This window comes from Paraburkholderia oxyphila NBRC 105797, assembly GCF_000685075.1.
GTDB classification, from domain to species: Bacteria; Pseudomonadota; Gammaproteobacteria; order Burkholderiales; family Burkholderiaceae; genus Paraburkholderia; species Paraburkholderia oxyphila.
This window is the reverse complement of sequence record NZ_BAYD01000018.1, coordinates 81,723-98,838: the sequence shown is the minus strand read 5'-3', so window position 1 is coordinate 98,838 and position 17,116 is coordinate 81,723. Positions and strand designations below refer to the sequence as shown.

Sequence of the window (17,116 nt, the reverse complement as noted above, 5' to 3'; positions counted from 1 at the left end):
GGCGTGGTCAGGGACGTGAGAAAAATCCCGAGATCGAGAATCAATCCTCAGTTCAACGAAGCAATGCTTGCTCGAGCCCCTCGACATTCAGCACGGCGTGCCGCGCGGGAAGGTCACTTCGTGACGTACCAGAGGGCGCTGGTACCTGGGGCGCTCGCTTGCGGCTTGGGCGCCGGAGTCGGGCTGGTGCTGGCCGCTTGTGTTGTTTGTGCGGTCTGCTGCGCGCCTGCCGGCGCGGTCTGTGCGGTGCCCACGTTGGCCTGCGGCGCCGGCAAGCTCGCCGCAGGCGCTTTGCCCGGCGACGACGCCGTGACATACCAGAGCGCGTCCGTCGATACGCTGGACGCCCCGCGCGTGGCGGCGGTCTTCGGCGCGGCGCTCTGGTCCGCCGCCGGGGATTGCGCGGTCGTGGTTCCCGTGGCTGCGCCCGCGCTCGTCTTCTGCGCGATTGCCTCGGCCGAGCCAATCTGGAAGACCAGCTTGCGCTCCGGCGATGCAATGACGGCATACGGCGGCTGCGCCTCCCAGCGCAGCACGACGCGCCCGCGCGGCGTTTCCGCGAAGATGGCCGGCACGTGCTTCATGTCGCTGAACTGGACATAGACCCTGGTGCCGTCGTCGAATACCTGCACGGGTTTCGCCGCGTCCGCGCCGCTCATGATCCAGCCGAAGTTATAGGCGCCCGGCGCGGCCGACGAGATGGCCGGCGTTCCCGGTGCCGATGCCGGTGTGGCTTGCGCACCGTGCGGCGTGTTCATCTTGACCTGATTGACCTGCAGCGTCGCGAACGGGTTATAGCCCTCGGGCGGCACATAGGATGGCGGAAGGATGGGCATGGGCGAGTCCGGCGAGCGGGTGATGGATTGCGCGGTGGCGTAGACCTTGCGGGCGTACGCGAGACGCTTGTCGGGCGAGGAGGCGTTGTAGGCGCCAATCGCGCTCCACGTGGGGCCGTACTGGCGGATATTCTCCGCGAGTATCCATGCGCCGACGTACGCATTCGTGCACGGATCGAACAGGCTCTGCTCCGAGATGCCTTCGCGCGCGAGGCGCGGCAGCCAGGAGCTGTTGATCTGCATGAGGCCGATATCGACCGTGCCGTCGCTATTGGTGTTGACGGCGTGAGTTTGCGTGCCCGATTCCACCTGGGCAATGGCACGCATCAGGCTCACATTGACGTGCTGAAACGATGCCGCATCGTCGATGCAATCGGCACGGGCAGTGGAGGGCACTGCGCACAGCATGGCGGCCTGCACCAGCGAGGCGGGCAGCCATATGGGCAGATAATGGCGCAACGAGGCTGATTTTCGGTACTGCATGATTTTAATGGCCGGCGCGTGTCGCGAGGCTCGCGATAACCGGCGCGTGCGGCTGGTCGAAAAGCCGCTTTCTCATGCCTGCAAGAAGCCTCTCCCCCGAGAGGCCCGCTACCCGGTCTTGCGCGTCCATCACGCCCCTTTTCATTCAAATTCTTGTGCGGATGACTCTTTCATCCGATTCTCGGGTACGGATTTTATCGGAGAATTGAATCGCTGAACCGTTCTGGTTAATAGAGATTGTTAAATGACGATGCGCGCGGCAAGCGCTTATCGGTATTTGTTGCTGAAATGATGGTGAAAATTCTATTTCGGCAAAAAATACGCGGATTAATGACCGTGACAGGCGTTAATGCCGGAGCGATTTATATGCATTCTGAATCGCAAATCGTATGCTCCGGCATTCAACTCGCGGATACCCGTCGTTTGTACGTCTATTTAATCAGGATACCGAATGGTTTGACTTGCCTCACGCGGCGCTCAGCGTCGTGTCGATGCGCGTGCCGCGCTTGATGAAGAGCGTGACGGGCGTCTTCTCGCAGATCTCGGCAAGCCGTGCGCGTTGCGCCTCGTCCACGCCAGCGACGGTCACGCCGCGGCGGATGTACTGCGTGCCGTCCTGCTCGGCGTGCAGGCTGACTTCCACGCCGATCGTCGCGTTCGGCCAGGTTTTGCGCTGCATGTACATGCGCAGCGTGGCGGCGGTGCAGGCGGCAAGCCCGGAGAGCACCAACGCGAACGGCGCCGGGCCGCGATCCTCGCCGCCTTCGTGCGGGCCTTCGTCGCCGGTCAGCGCGTGGCGGCCGGCCTCGAGGGCGACGACGTAGTTGGGCGCATCGGCGGCAAGGCGAGCGGTGGCGGTGGCGAGCGGCATGACGGATTCCTCGGTGCGAGGCGTTTCTCGGGCCGGCAAGCGTCCGCAAGCGGGCGGCGAGAGGCGCTGGTTGAGTCGGGGGAGCCGGGCACGAGCAATGTGCCGGACAGAAGGATTGTGCCATCGACGCGCGCCTGTTCGTCAGGCTGGGTCGATTCAGAGCCTGCTGTGCGCCCCCGGCGATCGATCAGGTCTCTACGTCGGCCAGACTGAAATTCTCGGTCTTGTCGCTGTACGAAAAAACTTCGCCGTATCGGCCCCAGTCGATCACGGCGTCGAGCGTTTCCTCTGCCGCACCGTCGGTCAGGAAATCTTCGAGTTCCTGCTCGAAGCGCACACGCGGTGCGCGGTGGCCTGGGCGCTCGTCCAGCACCTTCTTGATGCGCGCCGCGAGCGGCACGTTGCGCAGCAGATACTCGGCGAACATCATCTTGCGTTCCTGAGTGCCGAACTCCGCAAACTTGCGGCCAGCCTGAGTGAGGGAAACGTCACCTTCGCTGACGTCGGCAAAACCGAGGTGCTGGAGCGTTTCCGCGATCGGGAACAGGTCGTCGATCTCGAGCTGCAACGTCCGTGCGATCTCGGGCATGTCCGCGTGGCCGTTGTACGGTTCCGCGGCCAGCGTCTCGATCAGACCGGCCAGCAGATTGGTGGACACCTGTGGCAGCCGGGAGCCGAGTTCGAGCGCCTTCTTCGTGACCTCGCCGGTCTGGCGCGCGGTCATCTTTGCGTAGATGTCGTCCACGAGCTTGCGGAACGTTTGATCGAGCCGGTTGCGCGGATGCGCGAACGGCACCTTGATCTCCGCGACGACGCGGCCCGGATTCGAGGAGAGCACGAGAATGCGGTCGCACATGAACACCGCCTCTTCGATGTTGTGCGTGACGATCAGTATCGACTTGATCGGCAGGCGGCGCTGCGTCCACAGGTCGAGCAGGTCGGTGCGCAGCGTCTCCGCCGTGAGCACGTCGAGCGCGGAGAACGGCTCGTCCATCAGCATCAGCGTGGGGTCGACCACGAGCGCGCGTGCAAAGCCCACGCGCTGGCGCATGCCGCCCGAGAGCTCGCGCGGATAGGCGTTCTCGAAGCCATCGAGGCCGATCAGGTCGATGGCCGCCAGTGCACGTTCGCGCCGCGGCTGGGGGCCCACGCCGATCGCCTCGAGGCCGGCTTCGACGTTTTCCAGCACGGTGAGCCACGGGAACAGCGCGAAAGTCTGGAACACCATCGCCACGCCTTCGGCCGGTCCGTGCAGGCCTTTGCCCATGTAGGTCACGTCGCCGCTGGTCGGCCGGATGAGGCCGGCGATGATGCGCAGGAGCGTGGACTTGCCCGAGCCCGAACGGCCGAGCAGCCCGACGATTTCGCCCTCGCGCAGCGAGAGGTTCACGTCGTCGAGGACCAGCAGCTCGCTCTGGTTCTTGTCGAAGCCCCGGCTGACGTGCTGCACGTCGAGGATCTGCTCGCCGAGGCGCGGCGAAGCCTCGAGCACGTCGGCGGTAATGGTTCTAGCGTATTGCATGGGATGCCCTCTCAATCAAGTCGAAGCCTGGATTCGGCATAGGCATAAAGGGGACGCCACAACGTGCGGTTGAACAGCGTGACGAACAGGGACATGACCGCGATGCCCAGAATGATTTTCGGGAAGTCGCCGGCGGCCGTGGTCTGCGCGATATAGGCGCCCAGACCGTGGGCGACGACCTTGGTGTCGCCCCATTGCACGAATTCGGAGACGATGCTCGCGTTCCATGCGCCACCGGAAGCTGTGATCGCGCCCGTCACGTAGTAGGGGAAGATGCCGGGCAGCATCACCTTGCGCCACCATTGCCAGCCGCGAATGTGGAAGTTCTTCGCCGCTTCCTTGTAGTCGTTCGGATAGGCGGTGGCGCCGGCGATCACGTTGAAAAGGATGTACCACTGCGTGCCGAGCACGATCAGCGGCGAGAGCCAGATGTCCGGGTTCAGGTGGTACTTGACGATCACGATCACAAACACCGGAAACAGCAGGTTCGCCGGGAACGCCGCGAGGAATTGCGCGAGCGGCTGAATCTTCTCGGCGAGCGCGGGACGCAGGCCGATCAGCACGCCGAGCGGCACCCAGATCACGGAGGAAATCGCGATCAGCAGCACCACGCGCAACAGCGTGATCAGCCCGAGCACGAAGACGTGGCCGACCTCGTCGAGCGTGACACCGGTGCGTACGTAGGCGACCACCCGCCAGACGACATAGACGGTCAGCAGCAGTACGAGGATGCCCCAGATGATGTCGCCGACGCGCGTCGACGACTGCCGCTCGGAACGGCCGGCACCTTTGGTATCTGGCAGGGGCAGGTGAACCGGAATCCGCGCTGCTGTCGCGAGCAGCACGCCCGCGGGCATGAGCAGGCGGTGGATCAAACGGGTGCGCCGCATCGTGTCGAGCAGCCAGGACTCGGGCGCGTTACCCGAGCTCGTGGTCTCCATGCGGAATTTGTCGGCCCACGCGACGAGCGGCCGGAACAGCAACTGGTCGTATGCAAGAATCACGACCGTCATGGCGAGGATCACCCAGCCGACGGCGTGCAGATTCTTGTCGCTGATCGCCTGAGCCAGATACGCGCCAATGCCCGGCAGCGTAATCGTATTGTTGCCTACGGTAATGGCTTCGGAGGCGACGACGAAAAACCATCCGCCCGACATCGACATCATCATGTTCCAGATGAGGCCCGGCATCGAGAACGGCACGTCCAGCTTCCAGAAACGCTGCCAGCCGGTCAGGTGAAAACCGCGTGAGACCTCGTCGAGATCGCGCGGCACCGTGCGCAGCGACTGGTAGAAGCTGAAGGTCATGTTCCAGGCCTGGCTCGTCCAGATCGCAAAGATCGCGGCCAGTTCTGCGCCGAGCACGCGCCCTGGGAAGAGCGACAGAAAGAACGTGACCGTAAACGAGATATAGCCGAGCACGGGCACCGACTGCAGGATGTCGAGGATCGGCACCAGCACCTTTTCGGCGCGGCGGCTCTTCGCTGCAAGCGTGCCGTAAGTCAATGTGAAGACGAGCGAGGCGATCATTGCCGCGAGCATGCGCAGCGTGGTGCGCATCGCATACTCCGGCAACATCGCGGGGTCGAGCGAGATCACCTGGGTCTTCAGCGTCGACATGGGCGCAAGCGTCTGATGAAAGCCGATCGACGCCATCGCAATCAGCCCGATGATCAGAGGAAAGGCCACAAAGTCCCATGCATTCGGGAGTAACCGCTGAGCGGAAATGTTCGCCGTGCGGTTCAGATTGAAACTGAACTCCATCGCTGGTCTCCTGGACGACGAGTGTTCGTGGAGAGTGAAATCGTTCTGTAATACTTATGACAATTATTCAGCTCGCGACCGTGTCCGAGCAGTGCCGAATTTTCTGATATTGGCCCACATTCGTGACGGGAATTTTGCAGAGCCTATGAAAGCAGCGTGTGCCCGTGCGCTCGAACAGCACCAGTTCGCCGTCTCCTGCCTGCTCGCTGCCGTTCACCACGATGCGCCCGCGCAGCACGACGAGCGCGAGCGAGCGTCCGGCGGGGGGTAGACAAGGCGGGTCCCGTGTCCGCCCTTCACGCGCATCTTTCCAGTAGTGGGTCCCGGTAAGTCGCTGCGTCTCACCAGTGGAACGGTGGTTCGAGCGCTCGGGTGGCGAAGCGGTCGGCTCAACCCGGCCCTCGCAATGCTTCTGGCCGCATCTGGCGAACGGTAGTGCTATTCGTGTGGAGCGCCGTGGCCGGAAGGGGGCGCCTGCAGGTTCGCGCGTGCGCCGCCGCCAATCGATATATCCAGTTAGTTATGCAGATGTTTTGATCGGCGATTGGCTTGGGGCGTCATCATAGAAGAACGCCGGGACGCCTGGAATGCCCTTCGCGGGAAATCAGTATTGCGTGCGAGGGATAACCGCCTGCAAGCATTGATCGACAAGCCATTGCGCGATTTTCGCCCCGTTCCAGGGGTTTTCCAGCGCTATCCGGGCCGAGCGGCATTTTTTACCCTCCCCGCATTCGAACCTCACGCCCCGCAGCCCGGCGCGCCAGCGCGCCGGAGCAGATCCCAGAGTCTCATGTGTGCAGCCCCACACTGACGAACGTTCATGAGTTTCGCGTGCCCCGCATCGGTGGGGCGCGGCGCAACGTAGTCCGCGGAGAGGAAATGAAGCGAAATCGTAATGCCAAGATCATAGCCACGCTCGGGCCGGCCAGCTCGGACCCGAAGGTCATCCGCGCGCTTTTTGAGGCCGGTGTCGACGTCTTCCGGCTGAATTTCAGCCACGGCACGCACGACGATCATAGCCAGCGTCATGCGGAAATTCGCCGCCTGGAGCAGGAATACGGCCGCCCGGTCGGCATCCTGCTCGATCTCCAGGGGCCGAAGCTGCGCCTGGGCACGTTCGAGAACGGCGCCGCGGAACTCGCCGTCGGCGCTCGCTTCCGTCTCGACCTCGATACGACGCCGGGCAGCCAGGTGCGCGCGCCGCTCCCGCATCCCGAGATCTTTCAGGCCATCAAGCCGGGTTCGGAACTGCTGCTCGACGACGGCAAGATCCGTCTGCGCGTGGAAGAGTCGGGCGATAGCTTCGCCGAGACCGTCGTGCTGGCGGGCGGGCGCATTTCCGACCGCAAGGGCGTGAACGTGCCGGGCTCCCATCTGCCGATCTCGCCGCTCACGAAGAAGGACCGCGCGGATCTCGCGTTCGGTCTCGAGCTGGGCGTCGACTGGGTGGCGCTCTCGTTCGTGCAATGCGTGGAGGATATCGAGGAAGCGCGCGCGCTGATCGGCGACCGCGCATGGATCATGGCGAAGCTCGAGAAGCCGCTGGCGATCGATCACCTCGAAGGCATCGTCCAGCGCTGCGACGGCGTGATGGTGGCACGCGGCGACCTCGGCGTGGAGCTGCCGGCCGAGCAGATTCCGGAGTTGCAGCGCCGCATCATTCGCGAATGCCGCCGCGTCGGCCGGGTGGTCGTCGTTGCGACGCAGATGCTCGAATCGATGACGAATTCGCCGGTGCCCACGCGTGCGGAAACCTCGGACGTCGCCGGCGCGATCTACGAAGGCGCCGACGCGGTGATGCTCTCGGCCGAATCGGCGAGCGGCAAGTTCCCGCTCGAGGCGGTCACCACGATGAACCGCATCATCGAGCGCGTGGAGCGCGACCCGGCTTACCGCGAGCAGATCGACGCCTCGCACACGCGCGCCGATGCGACGGTCGCCGATTCAATCTGCTGCGCGCTCAGGAAGGCCGTGCAATTGATCGAGCCGGCCGTGACCGTCACCTATACGAGCTCGGGCTTCACGAGCTTGCGGGCGGCCCGCGAGCGTGCCTCGTCGCGTATCGTCGCGTTGACGCCTTCGGAGACGGTTGCACGCCGCCTCGCGTTGACCTGGGGCGTTCACGCGGTGCCGCGCGTGGAGGCGTCCAACGTCGACGAGATGATCGGCCTCGCATGCCGCGCGGCGGTGAGCGAAGGCTTCGGCCGTGAAGGCGACCTCGTGGCGATTGCGGCCGGCTTGCCGTTCGGCGAATCGGGCACGACGAACCTGCTGCAGATCGCGAAGATCACGGGCTGAGCGTCTCGCGCCAGTTCGCGGCGCCCCTCATAGCAGCGGCAGCGTGAGCCGGATGTGCTCGGCAAACGCGGCGGTGAGATGCGAGGGGCGCTTGCGTTCGAACTTCAAGGTAATCCCCACAGCGGGCAGGGGCGGCAGGCCGGGATCGCCGTGCAGGATCGCGAGGTCCGCCGGCACTGCCGTCTGCGTCATCACCGCGAAGGCCTGTCCCGAGCGCACCAGCGCGGTCAGGCCGGCGAGGCTGCTGCTCGCATAGGCCAGCCGGTAAGCGCGGCCGACACGTTGCAGCGCTTCGCACGCCGCAAGGTGGTCGAGCGTGTCCGGATCGGAGAGCGCGAGCGGCAACGGATCGAAGTGCGCCGGATCCAGCCCCGGATAGCCGATCCACACGAGCTGCTCGTGGCGAATGATCTCGCCGTCCGCGCTGTCCCTCATCCCCTCACGCATCTCCGGCAACGAAATCATCGCGAGATCCACGGCGCGGTTTTCGAGCTGCTCGATGAGGCGCGGCGTGGGCCCGCAAACGACCTCCACGAGCGCCTGCGGGTGCTGGCGTGAAAACTCGCGCAGCAGCGCGGGCAGAAACACGGCGGCATAGTCGTCCGGGCAGCCGAAGCGGATCGTCCCCGTCAATCCCTTGCCGCACAAGTCGGCCATCGCCTCGTCATGCAGCCGCAGCATGCGCTGGGCGTGAATCAACAGGCGCTCGCCGGGATTCGTCAGCACCACGCCACGGCCGGTGCGCTGGAATAGCGGCTGGTCGACTATTTCTTCAAGGCGCTTCATCTGCTGGCTCAGCGCGGACTGCGTGCGGCCGATCCGGCTGGCCGCGCGGCTGAGCGAGCGTACTTCGGCAATGACCGCAAACGAACGTAGCAGATCGATTTCGAGCGACTGACTCACGATATTCGCCCCCAATAGCCGGCGCCGATATTAGCCATGCTGCTAGCTCGCATTAAAACTATTCGATTCTATAAAACCAGAGGCGCGCCTACACTGCAAGTCATTCCCGCCACGCGCCCGCATGTGCTCCGCATGTGCCCGCCAACCACGAGGAGAAGCATCGTGTCCCGCAACGACGACACAACGTTTTGGCGCAACGCCAGGCAGCACCTCATCCGTTACGGCGGCACGTTCGAGCCGATGATCATCGAGCGCGCCCAGGGCAGCTTTGTCTACGACGCGGATGGCCGCGCGATCCTCGATTTCACCTCGGGGCAGATGAGCGCGGTGCTGGGGCACAGCCACCCTGAAATCGTCTCGGTCATCAACGAGTACGCGGGCAAGCTCGATCACCTCTTCAGCGGCATGCTCTCGCGGCCCGTGGTCGACCTCGCGACACGCCTCGCCGAAGTGACACCCGCCGGGCTCGACCGCGCGCTTTTGCTGAGCACCGGCGCGGAGTCCAACGAGGCCGCCATCCGCATGGCGAAACTCGTCACGGGCAAGTATGAAATCGTCGGCTTCGCCCAGTCGTGGCACGGCATGACGGGCGGCGCGGCGTCCGCGACCTATAGCGCGGGCCGCAAGGGCGTGGGCCCCGCCGCGGTCGGTTCGTTTGCGATACCGGCGCCATTCGCGTACCGGCCGCGCTTCGAGCGCAACGGCCATTACGATCACCTTGCGGAGCTGGACTACGCCTTCGATCTCATCGATCGCCAGTCCAGCGGCAGTCTCGCGGCCTTCATCGCCGAGCCGATCCTGAGTTCGGGCGGCATCATCGAGTTGCCCGAAGGCTATATGGCTGAGCTCAAGCGCAAATGCGAAGCGCGCGGCATGCTGCTGATTCTGGACGAGGCGCAAACCGGTGTGGGGCGCACCGGCACGATGTTCGCCTGCGAGCGTGACGGCGTGACGCCCGACATTCTCACGCTCTCCAAGACGCTGGGCGCGGGGCTGCCGCTCGCGGCCGTGGTGACTTCCGAGGAGATCGAAGAGCGCGCGCACGAGCTGGGCTATCTGTTCTACACGACGCACGTGTCCGATCCGCTGCCGGCCGCCGTCGGCCTGCGGGTGCTCGACGTGGTCGAGCGCGAGGGGCTGGTGGCGCGCGCGAACGCGATGGGCGAGCGGCTGCGGCGCGGCCTGCTGGATCTGATGGAGCGTTTCGAGTGCATCGGCGACGTGCGCGGCCGCGGGCTGCTGCTCGGCATGGAGGTCGTCAAGGACCGCCGCACCAAGGAACCCGCCGATGGGCTGGGCGCCAGGATCACGCGCGAGTGCATGAACCTGGGGCTCAGCATGAACATCGTGCAGTTGCCCGGCATGGGCGGTGTGTTCCGGATTGCGCCGCCGTTGACCGTGAGCGAAGAGGAGATCGACCTGGGTCTCTCGCTGCTGGGCCAGGCGATCGAGCGCTCGCTGTAAGCGCCAGTCAGGGCTTAGCCAGGCTGGAAGTAAGTCTCCAGGGACTTTACGTGCTCGTTCGCGACGATGGCGCCAATGTAGCCATCGGGACGGACGAGTATCCAATCGCCAGTCCCTACCGCGTAGGCGTCGCGGAAATGGCCTCCATCATCGATGACATCGCCACGGGCGCCAAACGTATGGATGTGCAGGCCCGCGCGTGGTGCGACCCGATCGCGGCTGACGTCGTAGCCGAAGAGCGTCCAGTGAGTGCCCTTCAACAGGTTGAAGACACGCGTCGAATGCCCGCTTATCAAACGAATTGGCGCATCAGGGGCGCGCTCGCCAGCACGCAGGCCTGAAGAGCGTTCAGGACATTCCATCGCGAGCGAAGACTCCGGGTAGCCGATGTCGAGCTGTTGCACTTCGCGACCTCGCCGATTATCCCCACGCTTCATGGCGTCGAGAAGCCTGGTGGTGAGACCGAGCATGCTGGCCGCCACCGGCCGACGCTCTTCCTCGTAGCTGTCAAGAAGCGCAACGGGAGCGCCATCGATCACCGCTGCGAGTTTCCATCCGAGGTTGTACGCATCCTGAACGCTGGTGTTGAGCCCCTGGCCGCCTGTGGGGGGATGCGTGTGCGCGGCGTCACCCACGAGAAACACGCGGCCATCACGGTAGCGATCGGCGAGACGCGCATTCATGTTGTAGGCAGAGGCCCAGGATACGGATTCGATGTGTATATCGTTGCGGCCCGTACGCGCGCGTATCATTGCGGCGAGCCCCGTTGCAGAAAGGTCAACGTCGCCTTCCAGTGGCACTGGAGCCTGTATCTGGAACATTTCCGTTCCAACCAGCGGACATAACGCGAGTTGCCGTTCCATGGAGCCCTCGTTGAAGCGATGCCAGGCATTGCGGTCAAGACCCGTGAGGAAGACATCGGCAACCACGGCGCGCACAGCAAGTGTCTTGCCTGGAAAGCCGATCTGGAGTGCGTTGCGCACAAAGCTGCGCCCCCCGTCTGCGCCAACCAGAAAGCGTGCCTGAATGGTCCGTTCGCCGCGCTGAGTGGCAACACGGGCCAGTACGCCGTCTTCGTCCTGTTTCAGCCCTGCCAGCTCGCATCCGAACTCCACCCGACCGCCGAGTTCAGCAAGACGCTCGCGCATGACTGACTCGGTCAGAAACTGCGGGACGAGCAGCGGCGAACGATAGGGTTCTGACGGCGTTGGGGCTTCGTTCGCTTCGGCGGCCGATTCGGCGTAGCTGCCGTCGTCACGATATTCGCGCTGCGGCGGATAGGGGCCGCCCGCCAGCATCATGCGATCCACGATGCCGAGATCCTCGAAGATTTCCAGTGTCCGCGGCTGAATACCTTTGCCGCGTGACCCGCCGAACGGCACCTCCAGCTTGTCGAGGAGGCAGAACGACACTCCGCGTCGCGCCAGCTCGATGGCCAGTGTCACGCCTGTGGCGCCCGCCCCGGAAATCACCACGTCGACAGTCGTATCCTCGAGCATCATGCCTCCGATATGTGTAAAATGCACGCAACAGGAGGGATGTTATGCCAGCACGAAAAAATGTGCAAGATGCACGCATATCGGCGTCTATTCGGGAATTGCATGGGTCGTTGATCAGGATTGTCAGCGTGATGAACCGCCCTGATGTCGACGAAAATATGATTCGTGAGGCGGGAATTGCTCTCGACCGCGCGTTGTTTCCGCTGCTGGTCGCAGTCGAGCGGCTCGGCCCGCTTGGTATGGTCGATCTCGCGGGAAGGGTCGGCCGTGACCACACGACGGTCAGCCGTCAGGTGGCGAAACTGGAGAGCCTTGGTTTCGTCGAGCGTCGAGCGGGCGCCGAAGATGGCCGCGTCCGGCAAGTCATCGCTACAGCAAAGGGCAAGGCGATGACCGACGCGGTCGATGCCGCACGTGATCGCCTTGGGCGAAGGTTGTTCGTCCATTGGGAGCCTCAGGAAATCGACGAATTCGTGCGCCTTTTACGAAAATTCGCCGAGGACATCGAGACTCACGCATCTGGATCTGGGGCGTAATCCCGGGGCAGCTAGCCGATCTCCATCTCGTCCAGCTTCTTGACGCGGTAGACGATGAAGGAAATGAGCCAGGCCGCCGCGAAAATCCCGATGATGCCGTAGCCGAGCAGACCGAAATTGTTATTCAGATCGTTCATGCGGTCCCAGAACCAGCCTTGCAGGTTCAGTTCCCCCGCGATCAGCCCCAGCGTTTCAATTCCGCCGATCAGGATCGCCACGGCGGCGGAGACGGTGGTGATGGTGAGGTTGTAATAGAGTTTGCGAATCGGTTTCACGAAGGCCCAGCCATAGGCGCCGAGCATGAGGATGCCATCGGTCGTATCGATCAGCGACATGCCCGCGGAGAACAGCGCCGGAAACGCGAGGATCGACCAGATCGGCAGTCCCTTGCTGGCCTCCGTCGCGGCGACGGTGAGCAGGCTCACCTCGGTCACCGTGTCGAACCCCAGTCCGAACAGAAACCCCACCGGCAGCATATGCCAGCTCTGACTGACGAGCCGGAAGAGGGGTCTCAACATGCGGGCGATCAAGCCCCGGTTGTTAAGCAGGATGTTGAGGCTGTCGTCATCGTAGTCGCCGCCGCGACGCACATGCCGGTAGGTCTTATACACGTCCCGGGCGACCACAAGATTCAAAATCGCCATCAACAGCAAGAAGCCGCCGGAGACGAGCGTACCGATGATGCCCGCGATATTGTTGAACGAGTCGAAGCTGCTCTGCAGGCTCATCACCGTGATGGCGATGACGGCGGTGCCGATCAGCAATACCAGGGAATGGCCGATGGAAAAGAAGAATCCTACCGCGACGGGGTGCTTGTTCTCCTGCATCAACTTGCGCGTGACATTGTCGATCGCGGCGATATGGTCTGCATCCACCGCGTGGCGCAGACCAAAGCCGTAGGCCAGCAAGGCCGTGCCGAGCAATACCGGGCGATGATGGAAAGCGATGAGTGCCCAGATCCAGGCACCCAGGTTGACTGCGATGAGAAAGACGTAGATGCCGATGACCTTGCCCCTGACATCGGCGGAACTGTCGTTGAAAACGTGTTTTAAAGCTCTGAACATGGTTCTGCCTCCAATGGCGCTCGTCTCAGCAAACCGGCTCAGACAGCAGAACCTGAACCTTCACCGGGGCACCCCGCCCGATGCGAATGCGTCGACGCCGTTTGATGGCAGGTCTCCTGGCTCGCGGGTCGACATCCATTGCCGGCCTTCCCGGTTTCCCAGTGGCCCTTCAGGCATGGACTCGCCGCTCACAGTTGCGGGGGCAGCCGCAGACTCGAGGCGCGAAAGCCTCCACTGCGTTCCCTTTTGATCCCGTCGCCGGGAACCATCAGCGCGAGAGCGTAATAGGCCGCACTCTGGTACGTCAACCGGCAAACTGACGGCACCGCAAAAATGCGACGCGATGAGCGCGGGCGTCAGCTTCATCGAGGTAAAACGAAGGCAATTGGAAAGCTTTTGGGGCGCTTTGACCCAGGCGTGCCGGGCAAGCTCGCAAGGGCGCGGCGCCCTGTCTGTGGCGTATCGATCACACGCGCGGAGGAATGCGAAACCACGTGATCGCCACGACGAGCAGAAACATCACATAGGCGGTTGCGAACACCCAGCCCGGCAAGTCGTAATAGAGCCAATAGCTGACCCAGCGCTGGATAAAGCCTTGCGGACCGACGCTGCCGGTGCGCAGCCAGTCTTCGAGCACCGTGAGCGGGCACGGTATGTCGAGGACGGCAAGCAGCGCAACCACGCCTATGGCCACGAGATGCACGATACGCAGCACGCGATTGCGCACCCAGCCGCGCTTGAACCATGCGCCCACCCAGATCGCAAGCAGGCCGCCGACAATGAAGAGCACCAGCAGCGCATGCAGCATGAGAACGGTATTCGCCAGCCAGTTCACGGCGCGCTTTCCCGATCGCTTGCCGTCACGCGCTCACTCGATGCTCGGGAAGTAGGTGTCGCTCTCGGCATCGAATATCGCTTCGTCGAGCACCACGTCGAACGTGCAGGCGCCGCCGGGTTGGGCGGGATCCCGGCATGCTTCGAAGCGCGCGCGCACGCGCTGGCGGATGCGCTCCTGGATGGTGCGCCGTTGCGCGGTGCCGAGACCCGCGTAGCGTTCGAATTGCGCGCGTGTCGCGTGGATCGTGGCGGCGCAGCGCGCATCGAGTGTCGAGTCGCGATGCGAATCCACGACCCAGCTCAGGTGCACGATGATCGCGTCGCCTTCTTCAAGGATGCTCACAGTGGACGTCTTCGGCGAATCGAAGAGATGGGCCAGTGCAATCTGGATCTCCTCGAGCCGTTGCGCGAAATCGAATGTCTTCATGGTCGCTCCATGGGCGTGCGGGGTTGCCGCCAGCGCGCCACACGCCTCGTGCGCGTCATAGATCGACGCCGCCGGCCCCAGGTGGCTCAGTCGGCCTGGGCGGTTCGTCCTTGCCGGACGGCTCGGGCGCATCCTCCTCCCAATGGGCGCGCGTACCGTAGTACTCGTGCAGCGTGGTGGCCCAGCCGATATCGGCCATGGCGGGCCAGTGGTTCTTGTCGAAGCCCGGCGCGTGCCTGATTTTTTCGGCCTTCACATTCAGCACGAAGCATTTGTGGGTGGTGTCGAGCGTGAGCGCGGGCCAGGGCAGCGCCAGCAGCTTGTCGCCGATGCCGAGAAAGCCGCCGCACGACATGACGGCGTAGACGATACGCCCGGTCTCGACTTCCAGCATGATCTCCTTGATCTTGCCGACTTCTTCGTCATCCGAACTGAAGACGCTATCGCCCTCGAGCGTGCTCGCGCCCATGATGTAGGGTCCGGGACCGGCCGCGGTCGCGCTGCCTTTGCCGACGATATGTGCGCCGAGATGCGGAGAACCGGGATTCGTGGGCATGATGTGCTCCTCAATTAGACGGCGAATGGTCATGAAACGCCCGGGCTGGCGTGACAGGGCAACGTCGGCGGGGTGCTTTCCATTCAAGCGTAGTCGATCTCCGCAGACACGTGGGTGGCCGTATCGCGCCTTCCCGGCAAACCAGCACAACGGGCATGCCCTATGCTAGCGATGCATCGCCAGCACGGCTGAACTGCCAACCACCGGAGACCCAGCGCGGCGAGGTGCTCACGGGCTACCTCGTGGGCTCCGCGCTGATGCTGGGTGCCGCGATGATCGCGGCAATCTGGGGCGTGGATGCCGAGCGCAAGCCGCTGGAACACGTGGCCGCGCCACTTTCTGCGGTACCGGACGAGCCGTGATGCGGGCCTTGCGCTCGAATTTGCCGGGCGCGAATGGCCCGGCGGGAACGGCCGCTTACGATCCCCACACCTGCATTTCGTCGAGCGAGTAGCCCCACTGCGTCGCGCGCTTGGTGCCGTACATCCGCACGTAGCGGCCGTGGCCGTTCAGGTTCGGCAGCGTGACGTGACCATACGCGACGCCGTTGCTGGTGGAGTAGAGCGTCGTCCAGTTGAGCAATGCCGGCCATCATGTCGGCAACGAGGTTCTTCATCTTCACAATCAGTTATCCATATCAAATGGAACTGATGGATGCGCATGGCGTCCGGATGATTTTCTTGACGGGCGGCGCCGCACAACGCAACGCCGCCTGGCGCGGTTCTCTCTGCCGCGTTCGCCGGCCTTGCGCAGTGAGCCTGGAAAAAGCCTGCGAGGGTTCGCAGGCTTTCTGCTGGTGGGAGCGCTTGCCGGGCAACCGATGGCCGTAGGGCAAGCGCTTATGTCATGACAATCTCATGGCCTCTCGGGCTGAAACGGTAACCGCCACCCGAGCGCTTCGCATCGTACATGGCCCTGTCCGCTCTTTCGACGAGACCGGCAAGCGTTTCGCTGGCCGCCTCACGGGTGGCGATGCCGATGCTCAGTCCAACGAACCCGAACTCGCGTGCAAGCGGGTCCACCGCCGCAATCAAGCGGTTGCAAAGCTGATCGACATCCGCGCGGTTCGCGAGACCCGGTGCGATCAGCACGAATTCGTCGCCGCCCACTCTCGCGAGCAGATCGCCGGAACGCCGCACCTGGCGCAGCCGCTCCGAAACGCGGCGCAACAGCGCGTCGCCGGTGGCATGGCCCAAGGTGTCGTTGATGAGCTTGAAGCCGTCGAGGTCCATGAAGAGGGCGGTGACGGGGCCAGGGGCCGTCGCCTCACCACCTTCCAGCGCGCGTAGATGCAGTTCCAGTTCGCGCCGGTTCGGCAGCCCGGTGAGGGCGTCGCGCAACGCTGCACGCGTCATGCGCTCCGCGCCTCGCACGACGCCGTCGAACGCCTTCCTCTGCATGACCGTGGCGAAGGCCAGCAGCGCCAGCACACCCAGCAGCAAGCCGGCGAACGCATAGCCCGTGAGCTCGAGGCGGACAGTTTCGTCGCGCAGGGCCGCCGCCCTTCTGGCGTCGCAATCGGCGACGATCGCGCCAATGCGCTGGCGAAGCCGGTCCATCGCCGCCTTCCCGGCATTGGTCTTGACCACGCTCAGCGCGCGCTCGTGTTGCCCGAGCCGCTCGAGTTGCACGGTCTGGGCAAGCTCGTCGAGCTTTTCGCTCATGTCGCCGCGGACGTCGCGCAGGCCGGCGGCCTGTTCTGGGGTATGAAGCAAATTAGCCAGCCGGGCAAGCGCGTCGAGCGCCTCGGCTTTGCCGCGTACGTAGGGCGCGAGATATTGTTCATCCGCGGTCAGCAGGTAGCCGCGCTGGCCGCTCTCGGCGTCCTTCATGCCGCTGAGGAGGGCATTGCTGGTGTTCACGAGCAGGGACGCGCGATTTTGCAGGCGCGCGTCGGCGACCACCGCGCTTGCCTGCCAGGCGGACACGACGGCTGAGGCGAAGAGGGCGGCCACGATGCATGCATAGATGGCGAGCGAGCGCCGCCGCTCCGCAGTAATGGCCCTTCGCACCTCGATCACGGTTCGCCCCCAACGTTGCCGGCGGAAACACTCCGC

General features: G+C 64.0%; 15 protein-coding genes, 2 pseudogenes and 1 riboswitch. Of the genes and pseudogenes, 5 read left to right on the top strand and 12 right to left on the bottom strand.

Annotation, left to right across the window (positions count from 1 at the left end; all coding sequences use genetic code 11):
• Positions 1-113 precede the first annotated feature (113 nt).
• From BO1_RS14590 to BO1_RS14570, 4 genes are all read right to left on the bottom strand, one after another.
• Entirely contained in the window at positions 114-1,319 is a 1,206-nt protein-coding gene (locus BO1_RS14590; protein ID WP_028218175.1) for a lytic transglycosylase domain-containing protein, read from the bottom strand.
• Between the two features lie 466 nt (positions 1,320-1,785).
• A complete protein-coding gene (locus tag BO1_RS14580) occupies positions 1,786-2,190 on the bottom strand; it encodes an OsmC family protein (RefSeq protein WP_028218174.1) in 405 nt (134 codons plus the stop codon).
• Between the two features lie 187 nt (positions 2,191-2,377).
• On the bottom strand, positions 2,378-3,712 hold the full coding sequence (locus BO1_RS14575; RefSeq protein WP_043284879.1) for an ABC transporter ATP-binding protein: 1,335 nt from the start codon (positions 3,710-3,712) through the stop codon (positions 2,378-2,380).
• Between the two features lie 11 nt (positions 3,713-3,723).
• Positions 3,724-5,475, bottom strand: a complete 1,752-nt coding sequence (locus tag BO1_RS14570; protein ID WP_028218172.1) for an ABC transporter permease — start codon at positions 5,473-5,475, stop codon at positions 3,724-3,726.
• A 145-nt stretch (positions 5,476-5,620) separates the two neighbouring features.
• On the opposite strand from BO1_RS14570, the gene BO1_RS61765 reads away from it, so the two are divergent.
• On the top strand, positions 5,621-5,746 hold the full coding sequence (locus BO1_RS61765) for a hypothetical protein (protein ID WP_281179185.1): 126 nt from the start codon (positions 5,621-5,623) through the stop codon (positions 5,744-5,746).
• Positions 5,747-6,354: 608 nt separating this feature from the next.
• Positions 6,355-7,773, top strand: coding sequence for a pyruvate kinase (pyk, locus tag BO1_RS14560; RefSeq protein ID WP_028218171.1), 1,419 nt, complete (start codon positions 6,355-6,357; stop codon positions 7,771-7,773).
• A 27-nt stretch (positions 7,774-7,800) separates the two neighbouring features.
• Here pyk and BO1_RS14555 read toward each other — a convergent pair whose 3' ends face one another.
• Complete coding sequence (locus BO1_RS14555; protein ID WP_028218170.1) at positions 7,801-8,676, bottom strand: LysR family transcriptional regulator; 876 nt, start codon at positions 8,674-8,676, stop codon at positions 7,801-7,803.
• A 162-nt stretch (positions 8,677-8,838) separates the two neighbouring features.
• On the opposite strand from BO1_RS14555, the gene BO1_RS14550 reads away from it, so the two are divergent.
• Complete coding sequence (locus BO1_RS14550; protein ID WP_028218169.1) at positions 8,839-10,140, top strand: aspartate aminotransferase family protein; 1,302 nt, start codon at positions 8,839-8,841, stop codon at positions 10,138-10,140.
• Between the two features lie 14 nt (positions 10,141-10,154).
• Here the strand turns inward: BO1_RS14550 and BO1_RS14545 are convergent, their stop codons facing one another.
• On the bottom strand, positions 10,155-11,642 hold the full coding sequence (locus BO1_RS14545; protein ID WP_245643797.1) for an FAD-dependent oxidoreductase: 1,488 nt from the start codon (positions 11,640-11,642) through the stop codon (positions 10,155-10,157).
• Positions 11,643-11,770: 128 nt separating this feature from the next.
• On the opposite strand from BO1_RS14545, the gene BO1_RS14540 reads away from it, so the two are divergent.
• A complete protein-coding gene (locus tag BO1_RS14540) occupies positions 11,771-12,175 on the top strand; it encodes a MarR family winged helix-turn-helix transcriptional regulator (protein ID WP_322788529.1) in 405 nt (134 codons plus the stop codon).
• Positions 12,176-12,186: 11 nt separating this feature from the next.
• Here the strand turns inward: BO1_RS14540 and BO1_RS14535 are convergent, their stop codons facing one another.
• From BO1_RS14535 to BO1_RS14520, 4 genes are all read right to left on the bottom strand, one after another.
• Positions 12,187-13,239 carry a HoxN/HupN/NixA family nickel/cobalt transporter gene (locus BO1_RS14535; RefSeq protein ID WP_028218166.1) on the bottom strand — a complete coding sequence of 351 codons (1,053 nt, stop codon included), beginning with the start codon at positions 13,237-13,239 and terminating at the stop codon, positions 12,187-12,189.
• Positions 13,240-13,328: 89 nt separating this feature from the next.
• Positions 13,329-13,524: riboswitch (cobalamin riboswitch) on the bottom strand.
• A gap of 181 nt (positions 13,525-13,705) precedes the next feature.
• The gene (locus BO1_RS14530; protein ID WP_028218165.1) at positions 13,706-14,074 is read right to left on the bottom strand and encodes a DUF2784 domain-containing protein; all 369 of its coding nucleotides are present in this window, start codon (positions 14,072-14,074) and stop codon (positions 13,706-13,708) included.
• Positions 14,075-14,107: 33 nt separating this feature from the next.
• Positions 14,108-14,503, bottom strand: coding sequence for a hypothetical protein (locus BO1_RS51135; RefSeq protein WP_043284877.1), 396 nt, complete (start codon positions 14,501-14,503; stop codon positions 14,108-14,110).
• A gap of 55 nt (positions 14,504-14,558) precedes the next feature.
• Entirely contained in the window at positions 14,559-15,059 is a 501-nt protein-coding gene (locus BO1_RS14520; RefSeq protein WP_028218164.1) for a PRC-barrel domain-containing protein, read from the bottom strand.
• A 212-nt stretch (positions 15,060-15,271) separates the two neighbouring features.
• Between BO1_RS14520 and BO1_RS51130 the strand changes: the two are divergent.
• Positions 15,272-15,421, top strand: a pseudogene (locus BO1_RS51130) (MFS transporter); the annotation flags it as partial.
• Between the two features lie 55 nt (positions 15,422-15,476).
• Here BO1_RS51130 and BO1_RS59120 read toward each other — a convergent pair.
• Both BO1_RS59120 and BO1_RS14500 read right to left on the bottom strand, forming a co-directional pair.
• Positions 15,477-15,638, bottom strand: a pseudogene (locus BO1_RS59120) (discoidin domain-containing protein); the annotation flags it as partial.
• Positions 15,639-15,898: 260 nt separating this feature from the next.
• The gene (locus BO1_RS14500) at positions 15,899-17,080 is read right to left on the bottom strand and encodes a GGDEF domain-containing protein (RefSeq protein ID WP_028218162.1); all 1,182 of its coding nucleotides are present in this window, start codon (positions 17,078-17,080) and stop codon (positions 15,899-15,901) included.
• Between the last annotated feature and the right edge of the window lie 36 nt (positions 17,081-17,116).